General features: G+C 60.2%; 25 protein-coding genes. 2 read left to right on the top strand and 23 right to left on the bottom strand.

The features are described from left to right. Positions 1-7 precede the first annotated feature (7 nt). The 22 genes from BMY73_RS23640 to trmJ form a co-directional block, all read right to left on the bottom strand. Positions 8-415, bottom strand: a complete 408-nt coding sequence (locus tag BMY73_RS23640; RefSeq protein WP_062383455.1) for a hypothetical protein — start codon at positions 413-415, stop codon at positions 8-10. Between the two features lie 101 nt (positions 416-516). Then, the gene (locus tag BMY73_RS23635) at positions 517-1308 is read right to left on the bottom strand and encodes an amidohydrolase (protein ID WP_092410138.1); all 792 of its coding nucleotides are present in this window, start codon (positions 1306-1308) and stop codon (positions 517-519) included. Next, positions 1296-2444, bottom strand: a complete 1149-nt coding sequence (locus tag BMY73_RS23630) for a pyridoxal phosphate-dependent aminotransferase (RefSeq protein WP_092410136.1) — start codon at positions 2442-2444, stop codon at positions 1296-1298. The genes BMY73_RS23635 and BMY73_RS23630 overlap by 13 nt, the downstream gene beginning before the upstream one ends. A 119-nt stretch (positions 2445-2563) precedes the next feature. Continuing rightward, a complete protein-coding gene (der, locus tag BMY73_RS23625; RefSeq protein WP_062383464.1) occupies positions 2564-4033 on the bottom strand; it encodes a ribosome biogenesis GTPase Der in 1470 nt (489 codons plus the stop codon). 151 nt (positions 4034-4184) lie between these two features. Continuing rightward, positions 4185-5336, bottom strand: a complete 1152-nt coding sequence (bamB, locus tag BMY73_RS23620; protein WP_062383468.1) for an outer membrane protein assembly factor BamB — start codon at positions 5334-5336, stop codon at positions 4185-4187. Then, on the bottom strand, positions 5329-5970 hold the full coding sequence (locus BMY73_RS23615; RefSeq protein ID WP_092410134.1) for a YfgM family protein: 642 nt from the start codon (positions 5968-5970) through the stop codon (positions 5329-5331). The genes bamB and BMY73_RS23615 overlap by 8 nt, the downstream gene beginning before the upstream one ends. Positions 5971-6006: 36 nt before the next feature. Continuing rightward, entirely contained in the window at positions 6007-7296 is a 1290-nt protein-coding gene (hisS, locus tag BMY73_RS23610) for a histidine--tRNA ligase (protein WP_092410132.1), read from the bottom strand. A gap of 21 nt (positions 7297-7317) precedes the next feature. Further along, positions 7318-8427, bottom strand: a complete 1110-nt coding sequence (gene ispG, locus BMY73_RS23605) for a flavodoxin-dependent (E)-4-hydroxy-3-methylbut-2-enyl-diphosphate synthase (protein ID WP_062383477.1) — start codon at positions 8425-8427, stop codon at positions 7318-7320. A gap of 3 nt (positions 8428-8430) precedes the next feature. Beyond that, complete coding sequence (locus BMY73_RS23600) at positions 8431-9447, bottom strand: RodZ domain-containing protein (RefSeq protein WP_092410130.1); 1017 nt, start codon at positions 9445-9447, stop codon at positions 8431-8433. Further along, the gene (pilW, locus tag BMY73_RS23595; RefSeq protein ID WP_062383482.1) at positions 9447-10205 is read right to left on the bottom strand and encodes a type IV pilus biogenesis/stability protein PilW; all 759 of its coding nucleotides are present in this window, start codon (positions 10203-10205) and stop codon (positions 9447-9449) included. Before pilW ends, BMY73_RS23600 begins: the two co-directional genes overlap by 1 nt. 26 nt (positions 10206-10231) lie before the next feature. Then, entirely contained in the window at positions 10232-11380 is a 1149-nt protein-coding gene (rlmN, locus tag BMY73_RS23590) for a dual-specificity RNA methyltransferase RlmN (RefSeq protein WP_062383484.1), read from the bottom strand. Between the two features lie 24 nt (positions 11381-11404). Then, a complete protein-coding gene (ndk, locus tag BMY73_RS23585; protein ID WP_062383487.1) occupies positions 11405-11830 on the bottom strand; it encodes a nucleoside-diphosphate kinase in 426 nt (141 codons plus the stop codon). A 90-nt stretch (positions 11831-11920) separates the two neighbouring features. Further along, positions 11921-12121, bottom strand: a complete 201-nt coding sequence (gene iscX, locus BMY73_RS23580) for a Fe-S cluster assembly protein IscX (RefSeq protein ID WP_062383490.1) — start codon at positions 12119-12121, stop codon at positions 11921-11923. A gap of 13 nt (positions 12122-12134) precedes the next feature. Further along, positions 12135-12476 carry an ISC system 2Fe-2S type ferredoxin gene (fdx, locus tag BMY73_RS23575; protein ID WP_062383494.1) on the bottom strand — a complete coding sequence of 114 codons (342 nt, stop codon included), beginning with the start codon at positions 12474-12476 and terminating at the stop codon, positions 12135-12137. 3 nt (positions 12477-12479) lie between these two features. After that, the gene (hscA, locus tag BMY73_RS23570; RefSeq protein WP_092410128.1) at positions 12480-14342 is read right to left on the bottom strand and encodes a Fe-S protein assembly chaperone HscA; all 1863 of its coding nucleotides are present in this window, start codon (positions 14340-14342) and stop codon (positions 12480-12482) included. 45 nt (positions 14343-14387) lie between these two features. Further along, a complete protein-coding gene (hscB, locus tag BMY73_RS23565; protein WP_092410126.1) occupies positions 14388-14906 on the bottom strand; it encodes a co-chaperone HscB in 519 nt (172 codons plus the stop codon). A gap of 8 nt (positions 14907-14914) precedes the next feature. Beyond that, entirely contained in the window at positions 14915-15238 is a 324-nt protein-coding gene (iscA, locus tag BMY73_RS23560) for an iron-sulfur cluster assembly protein IscA (RefSeq protein ID WP_062383505.1), read from the bottom strand. 38 nt (positions 15239-15276) lie between these two features. Next, positions 15277-15663 carry a Fe-S cluster assembly scaffold IscU gene (iscU, locus tag BMY73_RS23555; protein ID WP_062383507.1) on the bottom strand — a complete coding sequence of 129 codons (387 nt, stop codon included), beginning with the start codon at positions 15661-15663 and terminating at the stop codon, positions 15277-15279. Between the two features lie 92 nt (positions 15664-15755). After that, positions 15756-16970 (bottom strand): IscS subfamily cysteine desulfurase, encoded by a 1215-nt coding sequence (locus BMY73_RS23550; protein ID WP_062383510.1) that lies wholly within the window; start codon positions 16968-16970, stop codon positions 15756-15758. Between the two features lie 44 nt (positions 16971-17014). Then, positions 17015-17506, bottom strand: a complete 492-nt coding sequence (iscR, locus tag BMY73_RS23545) for a Fe-S cluster assembly transcriptional regulator IscR (protein WP_062383513.1) — start codon at positions 17504-17506, stop codon at positions 17015-17017. 170 nt (positions 17507-17676) lie between these two features. Beyond that, positions 17677-18462 carry a serine O-acetyltransferase gene (cysE, locus tag BMY73_RS23540; RefSeq protein ID WP_062383516.1) on the bottom strand — a complete coding sequence of 262 codons (786 nt, stop codon included), beginning with the start codon at positions 18460-18462 and terminating at the stop codon, positions 17677-17679. Further along, a complete protein-coding gene (trmJ, locus tag BMY73_RS23535; RefSeq protein ID WP_092410124.1) occupies positions 18462-19235 on the bottom strand; it encodes a tRNA (cytosine(32)/uridine(32)-2'-O)-methyltransferase TrmJ in 774 nt (257 codons plus the stop codon). Before trmJ ends, cysE begins: the two co-directional genes overlap by 1 nt. A 236-nt stretch (positions 19236-19471) precedes the next feature. On the opposite strand from trmJ, the gene suhB reads away from it, so the two are divergent. Continuing rightward, complete coding sequence (gene suhB / locus BMY73_RS23530) at positions 19472-20287, top strand: type III secretion system regulator SuhB (protein WP_062383521.1); 816 nt, start codon at positions 19472-19474, stop codon at positions 20285-20287. Between the two features lie 41 nt (positions 20288-20328). On the opposite strand, the gene BMY73_RS23525 is transcribed toward suhB, so the two are convergent. Next, complete coding sequence (locus BMY73_RS23525; protein WP_062383523.1) at positions 20329-21264, bottom strand: LysR family transcriptional regulator; 936 nt, start codon at positions 21262-21264, stop codon at positions 20329-20331. A 134-nt stretch (positions 21265-21398) separates the two neighbouring features. Here BMY73_RS23525 and BMY73_RS23520 point away from each other — a divergent pair, with 134 nt between their 5' ends. Continuing rightward, positions 21399-22619 (top strand): cation:dicarboxylate symporter family transporter, encoded by a 1221-nt coding sequence (locus tag BMY73_RS23520; protein WP_092410122.1) that lies wholly within the window; start codon positions 21399-21401, stop codon positions 22617-22619. The last annotated feature ends 295 nt before the right edge of the window (positions 22620-22914 follow it).

Below are 22914 nucleotides of genomic sequence, written 5' to 3'. Positions count from 1 at the left end.
GGCGAAATCAAGCGGTGGTGTTGACCGTGCCTTTCATCAACTCCAACAGCGCCGCCTGTTGCGCGCTCAGTTGCGCCATCGTGCCGGAAATCTGCTGTTGAATGGACATCACCTGCGCGGCCTTTTCCTGTTCCGGTGCCTTGCTGTTCATGGCGACGGCCAATTGCTGCTGCTGTTGCTGGAGGATCTTCTGTGTCTGTTTGATCTGATCCTGCAACTGCTTGATAACCTGTTCCTGCGGTGAACCGCCGCTCTCCGCCTCGCCGGACTTCGAAGCGCCTGGCGATTGATAAACGTTGCCGCGAAGGTTCACGCTGGCGGTCGTGGCATCGCTCTTGGCGGACCCGTCATTTTTGACGCCAGCCGAGAATACGCTCGAGTAAGCGCTCAACGAACTCGTGTTAATCGTGGTCATGATGCACTCCTTGTCTAGTGCACGCTGTATCGGCCGGCTTGCCAAGAACTGAAGGTTCGGGGACAACGCGGTGGACCGCCTCGTCCACAGGCGTTATGGACTCACTTTAACTCGAACGTGTCAGCGTCGAGATAGGCCGGAAATTTCTGCCGGTATGCCGCCAGACTCTCGGCAGACAAGCTGACATGGAAAACACCCGCCGCCTCCCCGATGTTGAGCAGGCTTTCGCCCTGAAAATCCAGCACCTGGCTGTCGCCGGTGTAGGCAAACCCTTTGCCATCGGTGCCGATCCGGTTGACCGCTGCCACATAACACAGGTTTTCAATGGCCCGGGCAGGTAACAGGCGGTTCCAATGCTGACGGCGGGCCCCCGGCCAATTGGCGGTGTACAGCAGCAAGTCAGTGTCTCGCGCATCTCTGCTCCAGACCGGAAAACGCAGGTCGTAGCAGATCAGCGGACGAACGCGCCAGCCCTTGAGCTCGAACTGCACCTGACGCTCACCCGGACTGTAATGCTCATGCTCGCCTGCCATGCGGAAGAGGTGACGCTTGTCATAGTGCAGAAGCTCGCCGTCTGGCCGCGCCCACAAGAGCCGATTGCGGTGACTGCCATCGGCCGACCGCACAATCACGCTACCGGTCACGACCGCGTTGATGCGCCTGGCCTGCGCCAGCAGCCATCTGGACGTCACCCCGTTTTCGGGCTCAGCGAGGGTTTCGGATTCCATCGAGAAGCCGGTGGTGAACATCTCAGGCAGAATCACCAGATCGGCACCCCGAGCCTGGTCCAGTAATTCCTCGAAATGCGCATGGTTGGCTTTGCAGTCGTGCCAGACCAACGTGGTCTGCACCAACGCGATGTTCAGGTTCGGCAGGTCGCTCAGATCGCGCATAGTTTTTCCGCTGCCTGACGCAACGTCTCCTCTCGCTTGGGAAAGCACAGCCGGATGATGCGCTGGCCTTCAGGCGGATTCTGATAGAACACGGAAATCGGAATGCTCGCGACGCCATGCTCACGGGTCATCCAGAGCGACATCTCGACATCGTTCAGGTCCGGACGGATCTGCGAGTAATCGACCAGTTGAAAGTAGGTGCCGGCCGCTCGCGTGAAGGTAAAACGCGATGACTCAAGGCGATCGCAGAAGAAGTCCCGCTTGGCCTGATAGAACGCTGGCAACTCATCGACATGTTGCGGGCACTCGGCCATGTAATCGGCCAGCGCCCACTGCAGCGGCGTCACGCCACAGAAACCGACGAACTGGTGAATCTTGCGCATTTCGGCGGTCAACGCGGGTGGCGCGACCAGATTACCTGTCTTCCAGCCTGTCACGTGGTACGTCTTGCCAAACGAACTGACGACAAACGCGCGCTGATACAGCTCTTCGTGGGCCAGAACGCTGGCATGCTTCACGCCATCGAACACCAGGTGCTCGTAGACCTCATCACTGACCAGATAGATGTCGCGGTCACGGATCAACGCCGCCAACTGATCGAGCTCGTCGCGGGTGATCAAGGCACCACTGGGGTTGTGCGGCGTGTTGATGATGATCATGCGCGTGCGTGGGCTCAGCGCCGCATCGAGCTTTTCCCAGTCGATGGAGAAATCACCGTCCTTGAGCTGGACGTGTACGCAACGACCGCCCGCCAGTTCGACCGAGGGCTCATAACTGTCGTAGCTGGGATCGAACACGATGACTTCGTCGCCTGCACGCACCACGGTCTGGATCGCACAAAAGATAGCGTGCGTCGCGCCCGGGGTGATCGTGACCTCGGTATTCATGTCGACCTGACGCCCGTAGGATCGGGCGATCTTGGCCGCCACCTGCTCGCGCAATGCAGGCAGTCCGGTCATCGGCGCGTACTGGTTATGACCGTCCATCGTGTGACGGCACAGGGCTTCACGCAGCGCGTCTGGCCCATCGAAATCGGGAAAACCCTGAGAAAGATTGATCGCCCCGGTTTCGGCTGCAAGCTGGGACATCACGGTAAAGATGGTGGTGCCAACGTTCGGCAATTTACTGGTGATCATAGGGTTTTCCTGCTCCACACCCGGCTCCAGAACGGCGCGGGGACTCGCAGGATAGCCCATACGGCGAACACAAAAAAAGGCGCCATTGGCGCCTTTTTCGAAGAAAGTCCGTTACCGGATCAGCGCTTGTCCTTGCGCTTCTTCTCGGCTTTCTTGTGGTGCGACATCAAGCGACGCTTCTTGTTGACCTGCCGGTCCGTCAGCGTGTTCTTGTTGCCTTCATAGGGGTTCTCGCCGCCTTTGAACTCGATCCGGATCGGCGTACCGACCAGTTTGAGCACACGGCGGTAAGTGTTTTCGAGATAACGCACATACGACTTCGGTACTTTCTCGACCTGGTTACCGTGGATCACGATCAGCGGCGGGTTAGCGCCACCCAGGTGAGCGTAACGCAGTTTGATCCGGCGGCTGTTGACCATCGGTGGCTGATGCTCGCTGACGGCGTCTTCGAGAATCTGCGTCAGACGGCTGGTCGGCCAGCGGGTGACAGCAGATTTGAACGAGTTCTGAACCGACTGGTAGAGGTTGCCCACGCCCGTGCCGTGCAGCGCCGAGATGAAGTGGATGTCGGCGAAGTCAACGAAGAACAACCGGCGTTCCAGCTCGGTTTTCACGTAGTCACGTTCGCTCGGGACCATGCCGTCCCACTTGTTGAGCGCGATGACCAGCGCCCGCCCGGCTTCCAGCGCGAAGCCCAGCAGGTTCAGGTCGTGGTCCACCACGCCTTCACGCGCGTCCATGACAAAGATCACGACGTTCGCGTCTTTGATCGCCTGCAGCGTCTTCACCACGGAAAACTTTTCGACTTCCTCGTGGATCTTGCCGCGCTTGCGCACACCGGCAGTGTCGATCAGCGTGTACTTCTCGTCATTGCGCTCGAACGGGATGTAGATACTGTCGCGCGTGGTGCCTGGCTGGTCATAGACGATAACGCGGTCTTCGCCCAGCATGCGGTTGACGAGCGTCGATTTGCCGACGTTCGGACGACCGATGATTGCGATCTTGATACCGTCTTTTTCGCTCGGGCCCGGGATGCGCTTGGCTTCTTCGCCTTCAGCGACGTCCTCTTCTTCACCCTCTTCCACTTCGTCCGCGTCTTTCGGGAATTCGCGCAGGGCGATTTCCAGCATCTGCGTGATGCCGCGACCGTGCGCACCGGCGACCGGAATCGCGTCGCCCATGCCCAAAGGCGCGAACTCGGCGCGAGCCATGTCGGGGTCGATGTTGTCGACCTTGTTGGCGACCACGTAGGAGGTCTTGTTGCGCTTGCGAAGGTGCTCGCCAATCATCTGGTCGGCGGCGGTGAAGCCGGCCTTGGCATCCACCAGGAACAACACGACATCGGCTTCTTCGATGGCCAACAGCGACTGCTCGGCCATCTTTTCGTCCATGCCGTGCTCATCACCGGAAATACCGCCGGTGTCGATCAGGATGTAGGTACGCCCTTGCCACTTGGCCTCACCGTATTGGCGATCACGGGTCAGACCGGACAAGTCGCCGACGATGGCGTCGCGAGTCCTGGTCAGGCGGTTGAACAAGGTGGACTTGCCGACGTTCGGTCGACCCACCAGGGCGATTACGGGAACCATGCGGCTCTCCACTTCGTTATTTCAGAAAATACAAAAGCCGCTGCAAGGCAGCGGCCGGAGTTCGGAGCGGCACCCGAAGTGCCGCAAGCCCCGTCAGAGCGGGGCCGCCCGAGGAAGCCGGTTCACTGGCCTCCTCAAGCATAGACAGCCACTACTTGATCGTCAGGGCTTCCAGCTTGCCGCTGTTGCCAAAGACGTAAATGGTGTTGCCCGACACCAGCGGGCGTGCACGCAGGCCGTCGCTGTCGATCTTTTCACGGCCGACGAAGTGACCGTCAACCTGGCTCAACAGGTGCAGGTAGCCTTCCATGTCGCCCACCGCTACGTAGCTCGAAAACACTTCCGGAGAGCCCAACTGCCGGCGAGCCAGCGAGTCGTTGCTCCACAGTGCGGTCGAAGAGCGCTCATCGACGCCTTCAACCGTGCCGTTGGCCAGCGAAACGTAGACGCTGCCAAAGCCCTGGGCAACACCCGAATAGCTCGACGCATCACGCTGCCACAGGACACGGCCGCTCTGCAGTTCCAGCCCCGCGACGCGGCCTTGATAGGTCGCGACGTACAGGGTACTGCCGGACAACAGCAGGCCACCGTCGATGTCGACCACACGGTCCAGCTCGGAACGGCCTTGCGGAATCGCGACGCGCTGCTCCCAGACGGGCACGCCGTTGCGGATGTCCAGCGCCACGACCTTACCGGTCGACAAGCCTGCAACCGCCAGTTGGTTGGTGACAAGCGGCGCACCGGTACCGCGCAGGGTCAGAACCGCCGGACTGCTTTCGTAGATCCAGCGCTGATCACCGGTCACGGCGTCGTAACCGATGACCTTGTCGTCCTGAGTCTGAGCGACAACCACGTCACCGTTGGTGGCCGGCGAAGACAACACTTCGCTGGTCGCCTTGGCTTTCCACTTCTGCTCGCCAGTGGCTTCGTCCAGGACGATCACTTCGCCGCGCAGGGTGCCCAGCATGACCATGCCAGAGCCTACGCCGACAGCACCGGAGACAGGCTGCTCGAGCTCTTTCTTCCAGACCACGTCGCCATTGCTACGGTTGATCGCCATGACCAGACCGTTGGCGTCCGCAGCGTAGATGTTCTCGCCGTCGATGGCAGGAACCAGCATGTTGTAGAGGTCGCCCTGGCCATCACCCACCGAGCGGCTCCACAGCTTTTGCAGGACCACTTCTTCTTTGAAGTCGGTCAGCTCGGCCGGGGGCAATTCCTTTTTAGTGTTGCTGCTGCAACCCGCGGCCAAAACGGCCAGAGCCAGCAATGCTGCATGTTTCCAACGGATCACGTCACGCATCCCCTTTCGCCAGATCGTCGAGCTTCATTTGCAAGCCACCCACTGCCGCTTCTTCGGACAGCGCAGCCTTGGCCTTTTTGTATGCAGCATAAGCGTCGTCGGTGCGACCCAGCTGAACCAGCAGATCGCCACGCAACTCCTCACGGCTGGCGGCGAAGGCCTTGTCGACCTGACCGTCCAGCAGCTTCAGCGCGTCTTCTGGCTTGTTCTGCGCCGCGAGCACGCGAGCCAGACGCTGACGGGCGATTTCACCCAATGTCGGGTTGGCCGGTTTGTCATTGACCGCTTTCAGTTCGCTTGCAGCGTCGTCCAGCTTGCCGGTTTCCACCGCCACCTTGGCCACGAACAGACTGCCGTACTGGGCGTAGGCGGTGCCACCGAATTCGCTTTTCAGCTTGCCGGCAATCTCCGCGACACGACCGGCATCGGCCTGCCCGCTTGGGGTCAAGGCTGTTTCCAGCAACTGTTGATACAGGGCCGAAGCACCTTGTGCCTGGTTGTTCTGATAGCGGTGCCAGGCTTGCCAGCCCAACACCACGATCACCGCGAGCAGACCGCCGGTGACCAAGGGCTTGCCGTTACGCTGCCACCAGTCTTTTACCGCCGCCAGCTGTTCATCATCGGTACTCGACACCCCAATACTCCTATCTGATTCGGCTGTTTATCAGCTTCAACCCTGCACGATGCAGGTGGCCAGGTGCTCGGAAAGAGCATCCCAGGCAATATTTTGTTGTTCGCCCTGACCGCGCAGAGGCTTGACGCCCACTTCCTTGCGAGCCAGCTCTTCGTCACCGAGAATCAACGCGTACAACGCGCCGCTCTTGTCGGCTTTCTTGAACTGGCTCTTGAAGCTGCCAGCGCCGGCGTTGACCTGCAGACGCAGGTTCGGTACCTGATCACGCAGACGTTCCGACAATGCCAGCGCGGCGAGCTCTGCGGCTTCGCCAAAGGCACAGACGTACACGTCGATGGTGCGCGAAATGTCTTCCGGGACCTGCTCCAGGGTTTCCAGCAGCAACACCAGGCGCTCGATGCCCATGGCGAAACCGACGCCCGTGGTCGGCTTGCCGCCCATCTGCTCGACCAGACCGTCGTAACGACCGCCCGCGCAGACCGTGCCCTGGGCACCGAGTTGATCGGTGACCCACTCAAAAACGGTCTTGCTGTAGTAATCCAGACCACGAACCAGTTTCGGGTTGATCACGTAAGGAATGCCGGCCGCGTCGAGACGCGCCTTGAGGCCTTCGAAGTGAACGCGCGACTCGTCATCCAGATAGTCCGCCAGCTTCGGCGCATCGACCAGCACAGCCTGGGTTTCAGGGTGTTTGGTGTCGAGCACCCGCAGCGGGTTGGTTTTCAGACGGCGCTGGCTGTCTTCGTCCAGTTGTTCGAGACGGGCCGAGAGGTACTCGACCAGCGCTTCGCGGTAACGGGCACGCGCTTCGCTGGTGCCCAGGCTGTTGAGTTCGAGCTTGACCGCGTTGCGGATACCCAACAGGCCCCAAAGGCGCCAGGTCAGCACGATCAGCTCGGCATCGATGTCCGGACCGTCGAGGTTGAACACTTCGCAGCCGATCTGGTGGAACTGGCGATAACGGCCTTTCTGCGGACGTTCGTGGCGGAACATCGGGCCGATGTACCAGAGCTTCTGGACCTGACCACCGCCGGTAATGCCGTGCTCGAGCACCGCACGCACGCATGCCGCCGTGCCTTCAGGCCGCAGGGTCAGCGAGTCGCCGTTACGGTCGGCGAAGGTGTACATCTCTTTCTCGACGATGTCGGTCACTTCGCCGATGGAGCGCTTGAACAGCTCGGTGAACTCGACGATCGGCATGCGGATCTGGCGATAACCGTAGTTATCCAGCAAACGCGATACGGTGCCTTCGAAATAGCGCCACAGCGGCGTCTGATCCGGCAGGATGTCGTTCATGCCACGAATGGCTTGCAGAGACTTACTCACAAATATTCCTTGGAAACGGGGTTAGCCGCGAACGATCAGCGCTGCGTCGGCCTGGGCCTTTTCGGCCGCTTTCTCGCGAATCAAGCGCTCAAGCTCGTCCACGAGATTGTCATTGGTCAGTTTTTGCGACGGCTTGCCATCGATGTAGATCAGGTTCGGTGTGCCGCCGGTGAGGCCGATATGGGCTTCCTTGGCTTCCCCCGGTCCGTTCACCACACAACCGATCACCGCGACATCGAGCGGGACCAGCAGATCCTCAAGACGCCCTTCCAGCTCGTTCATGGTCTTGACCACATCGAAGTTCTGCCGCGAGCAACTCGGGCAGGCGATGAAGTTGATGCCACGGGAACGCAGGTGCAGCGACTTGAGGATGTCGTAACCGACCTTCACTTCCTCGACGGGATCAGCGGCCAGCGAGATACGGATGGTATCGCCGATTCCTTCGGCCAGCAGCATACCTAGGCCGACGGCCGATTTCACTGTGCCTGAACGCAATCCACCGGCTTCGGTGATGCCAAGGTGCAATGGCTGGACGATTTGTTTGGCCAGCAGACGGTAGGCTTCAACGGCCATGAACACATCGGACGCCTTCACGCTGACCTTGAAGTCCTGGAAATCCAGGCGATCCAGGTGCTCGACATGGCGCAACGCGGACTCGACCAGCGCCGCCGGCGTCGGTTCGCCGTATTTCTTCTGCAGGTCTTTTTCCAGCGAGCCGGCGTTGACGCCGATACGAATCGGAATACCGCGATCACGCGCGGCATCAACCACCGCGCGCACGCGATCTTCACGGCCAATGTTGCCCGGGTTGATCCGCAGACAATCGACACCCAGCTCGGCGACGCGCAGCGCGATCTTGTAGTCGAAGTGGATGTCGGCGACCAGAGGCACCTTGACCAGTTGCTTGATACGACCGAACGCCTCGGCGGCGTCCATGTCCGGGACGGAAACGCGGACGATGTCCACGCCTGCGGCTTCCAGACGGTTGATCTGAGCGACGGTTGCAGCGACGTCGTTGGTGTCGCTGTTGGTCATGCTCTGTACCGCGATCGGCGCATCACCACCGACCGGCACCGAGCCGACCCAGATTTTACGAGATTCGCGACGTTTGATCGGAGATTCGCCGTGCATGACTTATTGCCCCAGTTTCATGCGAGCCGTCTGGCCCGAAGTGAAAGGTGCGACGTCGACCGGCTGACCGTTGTAGCTGACCTGTGCAGCGCGGGCCACGCCCAGTCGCACCGCCATAGGCGGCTTGCCGCTGACATCGACGCTGTCGCCAGAACGCTTGAGGCCACTGGCCAGCACCTTGCCGTTACCGTCGGTGATCTGAAACCAGCAATCGGCGCTGAACGCGATATGCACCTGGCCGGCACCGGCAGGAACCGGCGCAGCCTCCGTGGCGGCTGGCGTTTGTGCAGCGGCAGGCGCCGGTACGGTTGATGTGGCAGGCGTCGTCGGCGCGGTATGCGCAGGAGCGGCAGGCGTGGCAGCAGTGCCATGCGCAGGCGCCGTTGCACTCGTGGCGGGCGCGGTGGTGGTCGGTGCAGCTGGCGTCGTCGGTGCTGCCGTGACCGGCTCGGCATTATTCAACGGCAATGGCGCCGATGCGTTGTCCTGAGCATCAGTGACCGCCTGATCTTCCGGCTCGTCCAGCGGGTGAATCTGCGTAGTGCCGTCGGCGCTTTCGACTTCGACGTGTTCCATACCCAGATTCGTCGGCTCTTTGCCGCGCAAGGTGGCCTGATCCTGCCACCAGACAAAACCGCCGCCGATCAGTGCAATCAGCAGCAACAGGCTGACAATGCGCAGGATATTGTGGGAAAGACGCACAGGTTCTTCGATGCGACCCAGGGCATGGACATTGCTGCCCTTGCCGTCCGTGCCGGTGTACTGGTCGAACTCACTGACCAGCGCAGCCTGATCCAGGCCCATCAGTTTTGCGTAGGCGCGAATGTAACCCCGGGCAAAGGTATGGCCGGGGAGCTTGTCAAAATCGCCCGCCTCCACATAACCCAGGGAAGTCGCGGTGAGGTTCAGCCTCAAAGCCACATCTGGCAGCGACCAGTTTCTACTCTCGCGAGCCTGGCGCAACGTTTCACCAGGGTTCCTGCGAGTGGCTGCTACAACTTCGGGATGCGCCGCTTTCATCATTGCTCCGACAGGTATTGCTGATATTCCGGCGTACCGGGATAGAGTCTTTTTAGTTGCAGGCCATAACTGGCTGCCTTGTTGCGATCGTCATAAATCTTCGCGAGCCGTGTGCCCAGCAACAGGCTACGTGCATTCTGCTCGCTAAGCTGGCTGAAACGGTCGTAATAGTCACGCGCCGGCACATAATGCCTGTCTTCGTAAGACAACTCAGCCATTTCCAGCAACGCGCGAGGTTGTTGACGATCAAGCCTCAAGGCTTTGGTGAATTCTTCCAGCGCTGCGTCACGATTTCCAAGCTTCAGGGACGTCAGGCCCAGATTCTCGAAAACCCTGGCGCGCTCGGCGTAGAGATTATCATCGGCGGCCTGCTGAAAGCGCTCATAAGCTTCCTTGTAGCGCTTCTGCTCGTAAAGAAAACCACCGTAGTTGTTGAGGATGCGAGCGTCCTTGGGACGTGAGGCCAGCGCCTTGGTGTAATACTCATTGGCCAGTTCAGGTTCGAGTTCGGCCTGGAACACGAGCCCCAAGGCAGCGTTTGCGTCAGCGTCCGAACTGTCCAGCTCCAGCGCTTTTTTCAGCGGGGCTTTCGCCCGCTCCATCTGGCCTTGCTGCAGATAACCCAGGCCCAACTGCACATACGCATGACGAGCCTCTTCACGTCCCTTGCCGGTACTCAGCGGATCGACGTTGCCGGTGGACACACACCCCACCAGTAACGTGGCAAAACACAGCAGCAGCGCAGCGCGCAGGGACATAGAGATCCTCTCAGTCAAGTTCGCAGTCAGGTGCGGGCCGCAGCGACCTGAGTCCCTTCGGAGTCGGCACTGAGCTCACGCACAGCGATGTAACGTTCGCTGCGACGCGTGCGGTCCATTACCTGCCCGACCAACTGGCCACAGGCAGCATCGATGTCCTCACCGCGCGTGGTGCGCACGGTGACGTTATACCCAGCTTGATGCAGCAGATCCTGGAAACGACGGATCGCGTTGTTGCTGGGACGCTCATACCCCGAATGCGGAAACGGGTTGAACGGAATCAGGTTGATCTTGCACGGCGTGTCCTTGAGCAATTCGATCATCTCGATGGCGTGCTCCGGACGGTCGTTGATGTCCTTGAGCAGCGTGTACTCGATGGTCAGAACGCGCTTCTCGCCCAGTGCCGACATGTAATTGCGGCAAGACTCGAGCAGCATTTTCAACGGGTACTTCTTGTTGATCGGCACCAACTGGTTGCGCAGCGCGTCGTTGGGCGCGTGCAGCGACAGGGCCAGCGAAACGTCAATGTGCTTGGCCAGCTCATCGATCATGGGTACCACGCCCGAGGTTGACAGGGTCACCCGGCGTTTGGAAATGCCATAGCCGAAGTCATCCATCATCAGATGCATGGCGGAAATGACATTGTCGAAGTTCAGCAATGGCTCGCCCATGCCCATCATCACCACATTGGTGATGGCACGGTCGACGGTCGCCGGGACACTGCCGAAGGATTTGTTGGCAATCCACACCTGACCGATGACTTCGGCGGCGGTGAGGTTGCTGTTGAAACCTTGCTTGCCGGTAGAGCAGAAACTGCAATCCAGCGCGCAGCCCGCCTGGGACGAAACACACAGGGTGCCGCGTTTGCCTTGCGGAATGTAGACGGTCTCGACGCAGCTGCCGGACGCCACGCGAACGACCCATTTACGGGTACCGTCGCTGGAAATGTCCTCGCTGACGACTTCAGGACCCCGAATTTCGGCACGACGCTCGAGCTTTTCGCGCAGCGCCTTGCCGACGTTCGTCATGGCCTCGAAATTATCGACGCCAAAATGGTGAATCCACTTCATGACCTGACCGGCGCGGAAGCGTTTCTCCCCGATGGACTCGAAGAATTTTTCCATTTCCGGCTGGGTCAGACCCAACAGGTTGATTTTGCCAGTGGTATCAGTCATGGATTCACCCTCACTCGCAGCAGCTTAGCGAGTGGTTACCTCGGTAGCAGCGAAGAAGTAAGCGATTTCGCGAGCAGCAGCCGCTTCGGAGTCGGAGCCGTGAACAGCGTTGGCGTCGATGGACTCGGCGAAGTCAGCACGGATGGTGCCGGCAGCGGCTTCTTTAGGGTTGGTAGCGCCCATCAGCTCACGGTTCTTCAGGATAGCGTTTTCGCCTTCCAGAACCTGAACGATAACCGGACCGGAAGTCATGAAAGCAACCAGGTCACCGAAGAAACCACGGGCGCTGTGCTCAGCGTAGAAACCTTCGGCTTCGGCTTTGGACAGTTGCTTCATTTTCGAGGCGACCACTTTCAGACCAGCCTTTTCGAAACGGGTAACGATTTCGCCGGCAGCGCCTTTTGCAACGGCGTCAGGCTTGATGATCGAGAAAGTACGTTGAACAGCCATGGTGTAACTCCAGAAACAGTGATTGTTGCGAAAAATTAAACCCGCGAATTATACGCGGGTTCTGGTGTATTGCCTAACGTGCAAAGATGATCAGTCTATTTCAGCGGCCCAAAGGGTCTGAACCGCTTCGAGCACCTTCTCGCCGACCCGGCCAGAGGTGTCATCGAAATCAGGCAGTTGCTGGATCATCTGCTGCAGCCTGACGAAGCCGACCGAATACGGATCGGTATCCGGATGAGCCTCATACAACTCCTCGGCGATACGCTGTACATCATTCCAACCGTAGCTCATGACAACTCCTCGGTCAGTGCGGCGCTTCGGCTGCATGGTTAAGCGAATATTTCGGAATCTCGACGGTCAGGTCTTCAGTGCCGACCTTCGCCTGGCACGACAGACGCGACTGCGCTTCAAGGCCCCAGGCACGATCAAGATAGTCCTCTTCCAGCTCGTCGGCCTCTTCCAGGGAATTGAAACCCTCGCGAATGATGCAGTGACACGTGGTGCAGGCACAGACACCACCGCACGCACTCTCGATTTCGATGTGATTGTCATGTGCCACTTCAAGAATCGACTTGCCGGTTTCGGCCTCGACAACCATACCGTCCGGGCAATGCTCGGCGTGTGGCAGAAAAATGACCTGCGGCATCAGTTATTCCTCAATCTCATTCAGGTTGCGCCCTGCCAACGCGGCTTTCACCGTCGAGTCCAGGCGGCGGGCCGCGAAGGCGTCGGTCACCTGCGACAGACGCTTGGTCTGCTGCTCGATGGCCGCACCGTCGGTGCCCTTCATCAATTCACGGAGTTCTTCCACCTGCATCTCGATGACCATGCGCTCCTCGGCGTCGAGCAAACGCTCGCCATCGGCCTGCAGCGCACCTTCGACGGCTTCGATCAGACGCTGGGCGTCGACCTGCTGCTCGCGAAGCACACGCGCGACCTTGTCATCGCCGGCGTACTGGAACGAATCCTTGAGCATGCGAGCAATTTCGCCGTCGGTCAGCCCGTAGGACGGCTTGACCTGGATGCTGGATTCCACACCGGACGCCAGTTCGCGGGCGGACACGCTCAGCAGACCGTCGGCATCAACCTGGAAGGTGACACGAATCTTCGCAGCGCCCGCGACCATGGCGGGGATGCCGCGCAGGTCAAAACGCGCCAGTGAACGGCAGTCGCTGATCAGTTCACGCTCGCCTTGCAGCACGTGAATCATCATGGCCGACTGGCCGTCTTTATAGGTGGTGAACTCTTGCGCGCGCGCCACCGGGATCGTGGTGTTGCGCGGGATCACCTTCTCCATCAGGCCGCCCATGGTTTCAAGCCCAAGGGACAGCGGAATCACGTCCAGCAGCAACAGCTCGCCGCCATCACGCTTGTTACCCGCCAGGGTATCGGCCTGGATCGCGGCACCAATGGCCACCACCTGATCCGGGTCGATTTCGGTCAATGGCTGACGACCAAACAGCTCGGCAACGGCTTCGCGGACACGGGGCACACGGGTCGAACCGCCGACCATGACCACCGCTTCGACTTCATCCAGTTCGATGCCGCTGTCACGCACAGCGCGACGGCAGGCCTTGAGACTGCGGGCAATCATCGGCTCGATCAGCGCGTCGAACGCGGCCCGGGTGAGCACGCCGCTCCATGCACCGTGCACGACGTCGACTGCGTCAGTGTCCGTCAGCGCTTCCTTGGCGGCACAGGCGGTCTGCATCAGGCTGCGCTGGGCAGAAGGATCGAGGTCATCGGAAAGACCGGCCTCAGTGATGATCCAACTGGCGATGGCGTGATCGAAATCGTCACCACCCAGCGCGCTGTCGCCACCGGTGGCCATGACTTCGAACACACCGCCGGTCAGGCGCAGAATTGAAATATCAAACGTGCCGCCGCCCAGGTCATAAATGGCCACGACGCCTTCGGCGTTCTGGTCCAGACCGTACGCCACGGCCGCCGCGGTAGGCTCGTTGAGCAAACGCAGGACAGTCAAACCCGCCAGCTTGGCAGCGTCTTTGGTCGCCTGCCGCTGAGCGTCATCGAAATAGGCAGGCACGGTAATCACCGCCCCGACCAGATCGCCACCCAGCGTCGCTTCGGCACGCTGACGCAGTACCTTCAGGATATCGGCGGACACCTCGACCGGGCTTTTGGCGCCCTGAATCGTCTCGATGAAGGGCATGTGCGATTCACCGCCAATGAAGCGGTAAGGCAGTTGCTCACCCAGATGCTTCACGTCGGAGATGCCGCGGCCCATCAGGCGCTTGACCGAAATGATCGTGTTCAGGGGATCCGTGGCGGCAGCGTCTTTGGCCGCCTGGCCCACTTCGACGCGATCGGCGTGGTAGCGCACCGCCGACGGCAGGATGACCTGGCCGTTCTGATCGGGAAGCGGTTCACTGATGCCGCTGCGCAACGCAGCCACCAGCGAGTTGGTGGTGCCGAGATCGATCCCGACGGCCAGACGGCGCTGATGAGGTTTTGGACTTTGGCCGGGTTCGGCGATCTGCAGTAGAGCCATTGCTTTTCTGATATCACTGGCGCGCCGCCCAAAGACGGCGCGGGGTTAATCGTCGAGGCGCTCTTCCAGCTGGCGCACTTCGTAAGAGAGCTTGTCGAGGAACTGCATGCGGCGCATCAGCCTTTCGGCCTGCTCACGCTGTGCAGCATCATCCCAACAGGCCGCGAAGCTTTCGTTCAGTTCTTCCTGCGCAACCTTGAGCCGACGCTTGAACGTCGCGACACCTTCCAGGTCCGCTTCGTCCTGCAAATCCTCGAGTTCTTCGCGCCACTGCATCTGCTGCATCAGAAACTCGGGGTCATGCACGGTGACTTCAAGGGGGACTTCGCCCCTCAGCGCCAGCAGATAACGCGCCCGTTTAGGCGCGCTCTTCAGCGTCTGATAGGCATCGTTCAAGCTTGCCGAGCGCTCCAGCGCAACGCGCTGCTCACGCTCGGAAGCGTCAGCGAAGCGGTCGGGGTGCACGCTACGGGCAAGCTCGCGGTAACGCGTCGCCAGCAGGTCAAGATCCAGACGGAAACCCGGCTGCAGATCGAATAAAGCGAAATGACAAGGAGTGCCCACAGTCAGCCTCAAACGTTGAAGCTTTCGCCGCAGCCACATTCACCGCGCGAGTTGGGGTTGTTGAACTTGAAGCCTTCGTTCAACCCTTCCTTGACGAAATCGAGCTCGGTGCCGTCGAGGTAAACCAGGCTCTTGGGATCGATGATCACCTTGACGCCATGGTGCTCGAACACCGTGTCTTCGCTTTCCGGCTCGTCGACGAACTCGAGCACGTACGCCAGGCCCGAACACCCGGTCGTGCGCACACCCAGACGAATGCCGTCACCTTTGCCGCGTCCCTCGAGGGAGCGACGCACGTGATTAGCGGCAGCTTCGGTCATGCTGATAGCCATCGGAACTCCTTACCTCTTGCAAGCGGGATGAAGACTGCTCAGAGCAGGCCTTTCTTCTGCTTGTAATCGCGAACAGCGGCCTTGATGGCATCTTCAGCGAGTACGGAGCAGTGAATTTTCACCGGCGGCAGCGCCAGCTCTTCCGCCAGTTGAGTGTTCTTGATGGTTTCTGCTTCATCCAGCGTCTTGCCCTTCATCCACTCGGTGGCGAGGGAGCTGGAAGCGATCGCGGAACCGCAGCCGTAAGTCTTGAACTTGGCGTCTTCGATGATGCCCTGCTCGTTGACCTTGATCTGCAGGCGCATCACGTCGCCACACGCCGGAGCGCCGACCATGCCGGTGCCGACATCAGGATCTTCCGCGTTCATCTTGCCGACGTTGCGCGGGTTCTCGTAGTGGTCAATGACCTTTTCGCTGTAAGCCATGGTGCAATCCTCTCATCAGGTAAATCGCTCTCGCGACACTTCAAAAACCGGACAACGCGTCTTCAAAGCGCCGCATCTGTGGCGACTTTAAATTAGTGCGCCGCCCACTCGATCTTGGAGATGTCGACACCGTCTTTGAACATGTCCCATAGCGGCGACAAAGCGCGCAGCTTGGTGACAGCCTCGCAAACTTTCTGCGCAGCCCAGTCAATCTCTTCTTCAGTGGTGAAACGGCCGAAGGTGAAACGGATCGAGCTGTGCGCCAGCTCATCGTTGCGACCCAGGGCACGCAGCACGTAGGACGGCTCCAGGGAAGCCGAGGTGCAGGCAGAACCGGACGACACCGCGAGGTCCTTGAGCGCCATGATCAGCGACTCGCCTTCGACGTAGTTGAAGCTCAGGTTCAGGTTGTGCGGTACGCGGGCGGTCATGCTGCCGTTGACGTACAGCTCTTCAAGGTGCTCGACCTGCTTGTAGAAACGATCGCTCAGTGCCTTGATGCGCACATTCTCGGCGGCCATGTCTTCTTTGGCGATGCGGAACGCTTCACCCATGCCGACGATCTGGTGAGTCGCCAGTGTGCCGGAGCGCATGCCGCGCTCATGACCGCCACCGTGCATGGTCGCTTCGATGCGCACACGCGGCTTGCGGCTGACGTACAGCGCGCCGATACCCTTCGGACCGTAGGTCTTGTGGGCCGAGAAGGACATCATGTCGACTTTCAGTTTCGACAGGTCGATGTCGACCTTGCCAGTGGACTGAGCGGCGTCGACATGGAACAGCACGCCGCGCGAACGGGTCAGCTCGCCAATTGCGGCGATGTCGTTCACGGTGCCGATTTCGTTGTTCACGTGCATGATCGAAACGAGAATGGTGTCGTCACGCAGGACTGCTTCAACCATGGCCGGAGTGATCAGACCGTCTTCGGTCGGCTCCAGGTAGGTGACTTCGAAACCCTCACGCTCCAGTTGGCGCATGGTGTCGAGGACAGCCTTGTGCTCGATCTTGCTGGTGATCAGGTGCTTGCCTTTGGAGGCATAGAAATGCGCAGCGCCTTTGATCGCCAGATTGTCGGACTCGGTAGCGCCAGACGTCCAGACGATTTCACGCGGGTCGGCGTTGACCAGATCAGCGACCTGACGACGGGCATTCTCCACCGCTTCTTCTGCTTTCCAGCCAAAGACGTGGGAACGCGAGGCCGGGTTACCGAAGTTGCCATCAACCAGCAGGCAATCGCTCATTTTCTGCGCAACACGCGGGTCGACCGGGGTCGTCGCGGAATAATCGAGGTAAATCGGCAATCTCATTGAATATCTCCTATCGGGCAGGCGCGCCGCGCGTTCATCTGCGTTCACTCAACGGCGGATGTTTCAATCTTGTCCAGTGGCTGCGTCCTGGTGTTGCAACGACGCAGGTCCTGGCGTTGGGCGACTTCCTGCACTTCACGGCGAGTGACGAGGTCGGCCAGGCTGATACCGCTTAGAAATTCGTGAATCTGCTGACTGAGGTCACACCATAAATGGTGGGTCAGACAGGTATCGCCAGCATGGCAATCACCGAGTCCCTGACAGCGTGTGGCATCGACCGATTCGTTGACCGCATCGATCACCTGCGCCACCTGGATGCCTTGCATCGTGCGGGACAGCTGATAGCCACCGCCAGGTCCACGCACGCTGGACACCAGGTTACTACGGCGCAGCTTGGCGAACAGTTGCTCGAGGTAGGAAAGGGAAATCCCCTGCCGCTCGGAGATATCGGCCAGAGACACTGGCCCATGCTGCGCATGCAATGCCAGATCAAGCATGGCAGTGACGGCGTATCGGCCCTTTGTAGTCAATCGCATGACGTGTACCGCGGAGGTTCGGAATGAGGGCGAGTATGCTATTCCCGAGTATTTAAGTCAACTATAAGACCTAGTGAAACAGTCGGGATTACCCGCAAAACAGCGGGCCGCATCATAGCAAAACCCGGGCTGGAATGGCACTTCTGCGTTTCCCGACCCCCACCCCTCCTTTAGTCTTGGGCGGCTTTGTTCTCGCTGCGTTCTTTAATGCAGTCGAAGACTTCCTGATGCAACTCCGGAAGCGCCTTCTCGCGGTATTCGCAGCCCAGGCTCTTGAGCGCCTTGCCCATGTCTTCCATGCGCACATCCACCGCCTGCAAATGGTCCAGCAACTGACCGATTGCCTTGGCGACCGGGTCGGGCATGTCCTCGCTCACACCATACGCATCGAAACCGATCTTCTCGGCCATCGCCTTGCGCTTGGCTTCAGCCTCGCTGTCGTCCGACTTGACGATGATCCGACCGGGAATACCGACCACGGTCGCACCTGCCGGCACCGCTTTGGTCACCACCGCATTGGAGCCGACTTTGGCGCCCGCGCCCACCGTGAACGGGCCCAGCACTTTGGCACCCGCCCCCACGACAACGCCAGATTCCAGCGTGGGATGGCGCTTGCCTTTATTCCAGCTGGTGCCGCCCAGGGTCACGCCCTGATAAAGCGTCACGTCATCGCCGATTTCGGCCGTCTCGCCGATGACGATGCCCATGCCGTGATCGATAAAGAAACGCCGCCCGACCTTCGCGCCGGGGTGGATTTCGATCCCCGTCAGCCAGCGGCCGAAGTTGGAAACCATACGGGCTGGCCACTTCAAGTCCTTGCGCCACAACCAGCCAGACAAACGATGCAACCAGATCGCGTGCATGCCGGGATAGCAGGTCAGCACTTCAAATGCGTTGCGGGCGGCCGGGTCCCGGTGAAACACGCTTTGAATGTCTTCTCGCAGACGCTCGAACATCATTGATCCTTCCGCTTGTAGGGCTCGCCGTTGGCCGCTTTCTGGGTCTCGGTGAGGATGCCACGCAAAATGCTCATTTCAGAACGGTTGACGGCCGCGCGTCCATAGAGCCGGCGCAACCGGGCCATCAGATGACGAGGCTTTTCCGGATCCAGAAAGCCGATGTTCACAAGGGTGGTTTCCAGATGCTCATAAAATTTTTCCATCTCATCCATGGTCGCGAGCTCGGTGCTGCGCACGGAATTGACTTCGAACTTCTCCACCTTGGTCGCCTGTCCGCCGGCCGCGAGCCACGCCATGCGTGTTTCGTAGCTCAGCACCTGCACCGCGGCCGCCAGATTCAACGAGCTGAATCCCGGATCGGACGGGATGTGTACGTGGTAATGGCAGCGCTGCAGCTCTTCGTTGGTCAAACCGGCGTATTCACGACCGAACACCAAGGCGATCTCCTCGCCCTGCGCGGCGTGCTCAACGGTCTTCACGCCCGCCTCGCGCGGATCGAGCAAAGGCCAGGGAATGCGGCGGTCCCGCGCGCTGGTGCCGAGCACCAGATTGCAGCCCACCAGCGCGTCTTCAAGCGTCGCCACCACCTGGGCGCCTTCCAGAATGTCGCCTGCCCCGGACGCACGGGCGTCCGCTTCGTGATGCGGGAACATCGCCGGGTCGACCAGCACCAGACGCGAAAGCCCCATGTTCTTCATGGCACGAGCAGCGCCACCGATATTTCCCGGATGGCTGGTACCGACCAGGACGACACGAATATTTTGCAGCACTGGTGAAGTCTCGCTAGCAGGTGAAAAGGGGGAGGAATCTTACAGAAGCGCCCGGCGCAAGGCTACGAACCCTTGCGCCATTCGACGTTGATACACCTTCAAGGCGCGCCAAACCAGCGACGATCCAGGGGTCGTGAGGCGACCGGACGCAGGCTAAAGGCTGCACTTGCGCTGGAAATCGTCGAAAAGAACCCATAGAATGCCCGGCTCTCTTTAACGACCTAGGTGATACATCCATGCAGCCCATGCTGAATATCGCGCTGCGCGCCGCCCGCAGCGCCAGCGAATTGATTTTCCGCTCCATCGAGCGCCTGGATACCATCAAGGTCGACGAAAAAGACGCGAAAGACTACGTAACCGAGATCGATCGCGCCGCTGAAAAAACCATTATTGACGCCCTGCTGAAGGCGTACCCAACCCACGGCATCCTCGGCGAAGAAAGCGGCCTGCACGAAGGCAGCGGTGAAGGCGCCGATTACCTGTGGGTCATCGACCCGCTCGACGGCACCACCAACTTCGTTCGTGGCGTTCCGCACTTTGCGGTCAGCATTGCCTGCAAATACCGTGGTCGTCTGGAACACGCCGTTGTTCTGGATCCGGTCCGTCAGGAAGAATTCACCGCCAGCCGTGGTCGTGGTGCACAACTCAACGGTCGTCGCCTGCGCGTCAGCCCTCGCAAGAGCCTGGAAGGCGCCCTGCTAGGCACCGGCTTCCCGTTCCGCGAAAACCAGCTGGATAACCTCGATAACTACCTGAACATGTTCCGTTCGCTGGTGGGCCAGACCGCTGGCATCCGCCGCGCGGGCGCAGCGAGCCTGGACCTGGCCTACGTGGCTGCCGGTCGCTTTGACGCGTTCTGGGAATCGGGTCTGTCCGAGTGGGACATGGCCGCTGGCGCCCTGCTGATTCAGGAAGCGGGCGGACTGGTCAGCGACTTCAACGGTGGTCACGAATTCCTCGAGAAAGGCCACATCGTTGCTGGCAACACCAAATGCTTCAAGGCCGTGCTGACCTCGATCGCTCCGTACGTACCCGCATCGCTGAAGCGCTAAGCTTCGCCGCTGCAAAAAAACCGGCCACGTGCCGGTTTTTTTTATGCCCGCTGCAGGGCCCTGCGCCCGCTGAGTTCGCGTGAAAGATCGATGAAGTTCTGCAACGGCGGCAGTTGATTGAAGCTGCGGCACACCAGCGTGATCGGCGCATGCAGCCGAGGCCTGGCATTGGCAATCGGGCAGTAAACGACACTCTCTTTGTGCACATCCTTCATTGAGGCCGGGACGATGGAAACCCCTGCGCCCGCGGCCACCAGACTGACGTTGGTCAGCATGCGCTCCACCTCAAAGGCGATCTTCGGGTTGAAGCCGGCGTTCTGACAGGCTTTGATCAGGTTGGCGTACATCCCGGGCGCGCCAGGCCGACGCACGAGAATGAATTGCTCATCCTGCAGGTCATCGAGCGGGATCGACGGCGGCTCGACAGACGGGTCATGCGCCGCCAGCAAGCGATGGCCCACCGGCAAGGTGAGCAGCATTTCCTCATTGAGCAGGCGATGAAATTCAATGCTTTGATGGCGGCTGACCGGTGCTCGCAGGATACCGACATCGACACCGCCCTCGATGCTCAGGTCAGTGAGCTTTTGTGCACTCCCCTCCTTGAGGGAAACCGCCACACCCGGATAGCGCTCGCGATAGGCACGAATGATACGCGGGATCAGCGGATGGGCTGCGGCCGAACTGGTAAACCCGATGCTCAACTGCCCCTCTATGCCGTGAGCAGCGCGAGACGCCTTGAGCGAACCGTCTTTGACCCGCGCCAGAATGTCCTGCGCTTCCTGCAAGAACACCCGCCCACCCGCCGTCAGATCGACGCCCTTGGGGTGACGCTTGAACAGGTCGAATCCCAGTTCGTCTTCCAGTGCGCGAATCTGCTGACTGAGCGGCGGTTGCTGCATGTTCAGGCGAGCGGCGGCCCGTGTGAAATGCCGCTCCTCGGCCACCATGACGAAATAGCGCAAATGACGAAGCTCCATGGTGGTCTATCCCGCCTCAAGGTTTTATGATGGCCGCCCGATCAATGCGACATTGACCGGCAAGCGTGCCCAATCCATCCAGCGCTGACAAGGCACGCTCATAACAATAAACAGGCTGAACGCCCGGAACACCGATGCCACTCAGGCTTCTGCGCAATCCCACGCTGCAACTCCTCATCGCCATCGTCTGCGGTGTGCTGCTGGGCGCCTTCGACCCACTGCTTGCCGTTGACATGAAACCGTTGAGCGATGGATTCATTCGCGTCATCGGCTGGCTGATGCCGTTCATGATGTTCCTCCTGATCGCGTCGGGTGTCGCCGGTTTACAGGTCAGGCAACGCGGCCTCGGGCTCAAGGTCCTGATCTATTTCCAGACCATGGCGCTGCTGTCGTTGTCGCTCGCCTGCCTGATGGCCGACGCCCTGCATCCCGGTAACGGCGTTGCGTCCAACACACCCAATCTGTCCCTCCCCTTGATCGACGCAGGCATAAACAGCGGCGAGTTTTCGTGGTCAGCCGCCGAAGCAGTCATCACCCGAGCACTTGCGCAAAACCCGATACTGCAGATCATGCTCGCCGGATTGCTGACGGGAGCCCTAATCGCTCGCGCACGGGGGCAGCGTCACGCCGACGCGTTGCGCGCATGGCTGGAAAAGGCGGTGGGCCTGCTCTTCAGCGTTCTGAGGCTGATCCTGCGTTTCGCGCCGCTTGCCGCTTTCGGCGCCATCGCCTTCACCATCGGACGGTTCGGGCCCGCGTCGGCATTGCCGCTGCTCAAGTTCGTCGCCGTGATGTATGTGGCCTCAGCCGCGTTCGTGCTGCTGATCTTGGCCCCCATTGCCCAAGCGTCCGGCGCACCGCTCTGGCGGTTGGTCATGCACCTGAAAGACGAGTTGCTGCTCGTGACCTTCACAGGCTCGTCCGTGGCCGCGCTGCCGGGCCTGATCGAGAAGATGCAGACGCTGGGCTGCGACCGCCAATTGACGCGCCTGGTGCTGACCACCGGCTACACCTTTAACCTCAGCGGTTCGAATATCTACCTGATCACGGCGGCGCTGTTTCTGGCTCAGATGTCGGGGATCGAACTGACAGCCAGCGAATTGCTGACGCTGCTGCTGATATCACTGGTGACGTCGCTGGGCTCGACCAGCATGGCGGGATCGGCCTTCTTCACATTGATCGCCACGCTAAACCTGTTCCACCTCGTACCGCTGGAAGGTGTCGGCCTGTTGCTAGGCGTAGAGCGCTTGATGAAGTGCAGGGTGTTGACCAACGTGCTGGGCAACTGCGTGGCGTGCCTGGCGATTGCCCGCTGGCAGAATGCACTGGCTCTGGATACTGCCCGCAGGGCGTAGCAACTATGTGTAGCTCTAAAGGTTCTGCCTGCAAGGCGCAGGAGCGCGCCTGCCCGCGATCTACCGGGAACCGGCAGCAAAACCGGTGCATGCGGAGTGTCAGGCATAACCAGGTCGCCTGATTTTGCTGCCGCTACGCGCCAGATCGCGAGCAAGCTTGCTCCCACGGCCTTCGGCCAGAATCAAGGGCAGGCAGCATACCGTCAGATCGCATCCGGCCTCTACCACAACGCCGCTTCTGCCCGCAGGGCGTAGGAGCGCGCTTGCCCGCGATCTGCCGGGAACCGGCAGTAAA

The organism is Pseudomonas sp. NFACC02, assembly GCF_900110765.1.
GTDB lineage: Bacteria > Pseudomonadota > Gammaproteobacteria > Pseudomonadales > Pseudomonadaceae > Aquipseudomonas.
This window is presented reverse-complemented; position numbering and strand designations above follow the sequence as displayed.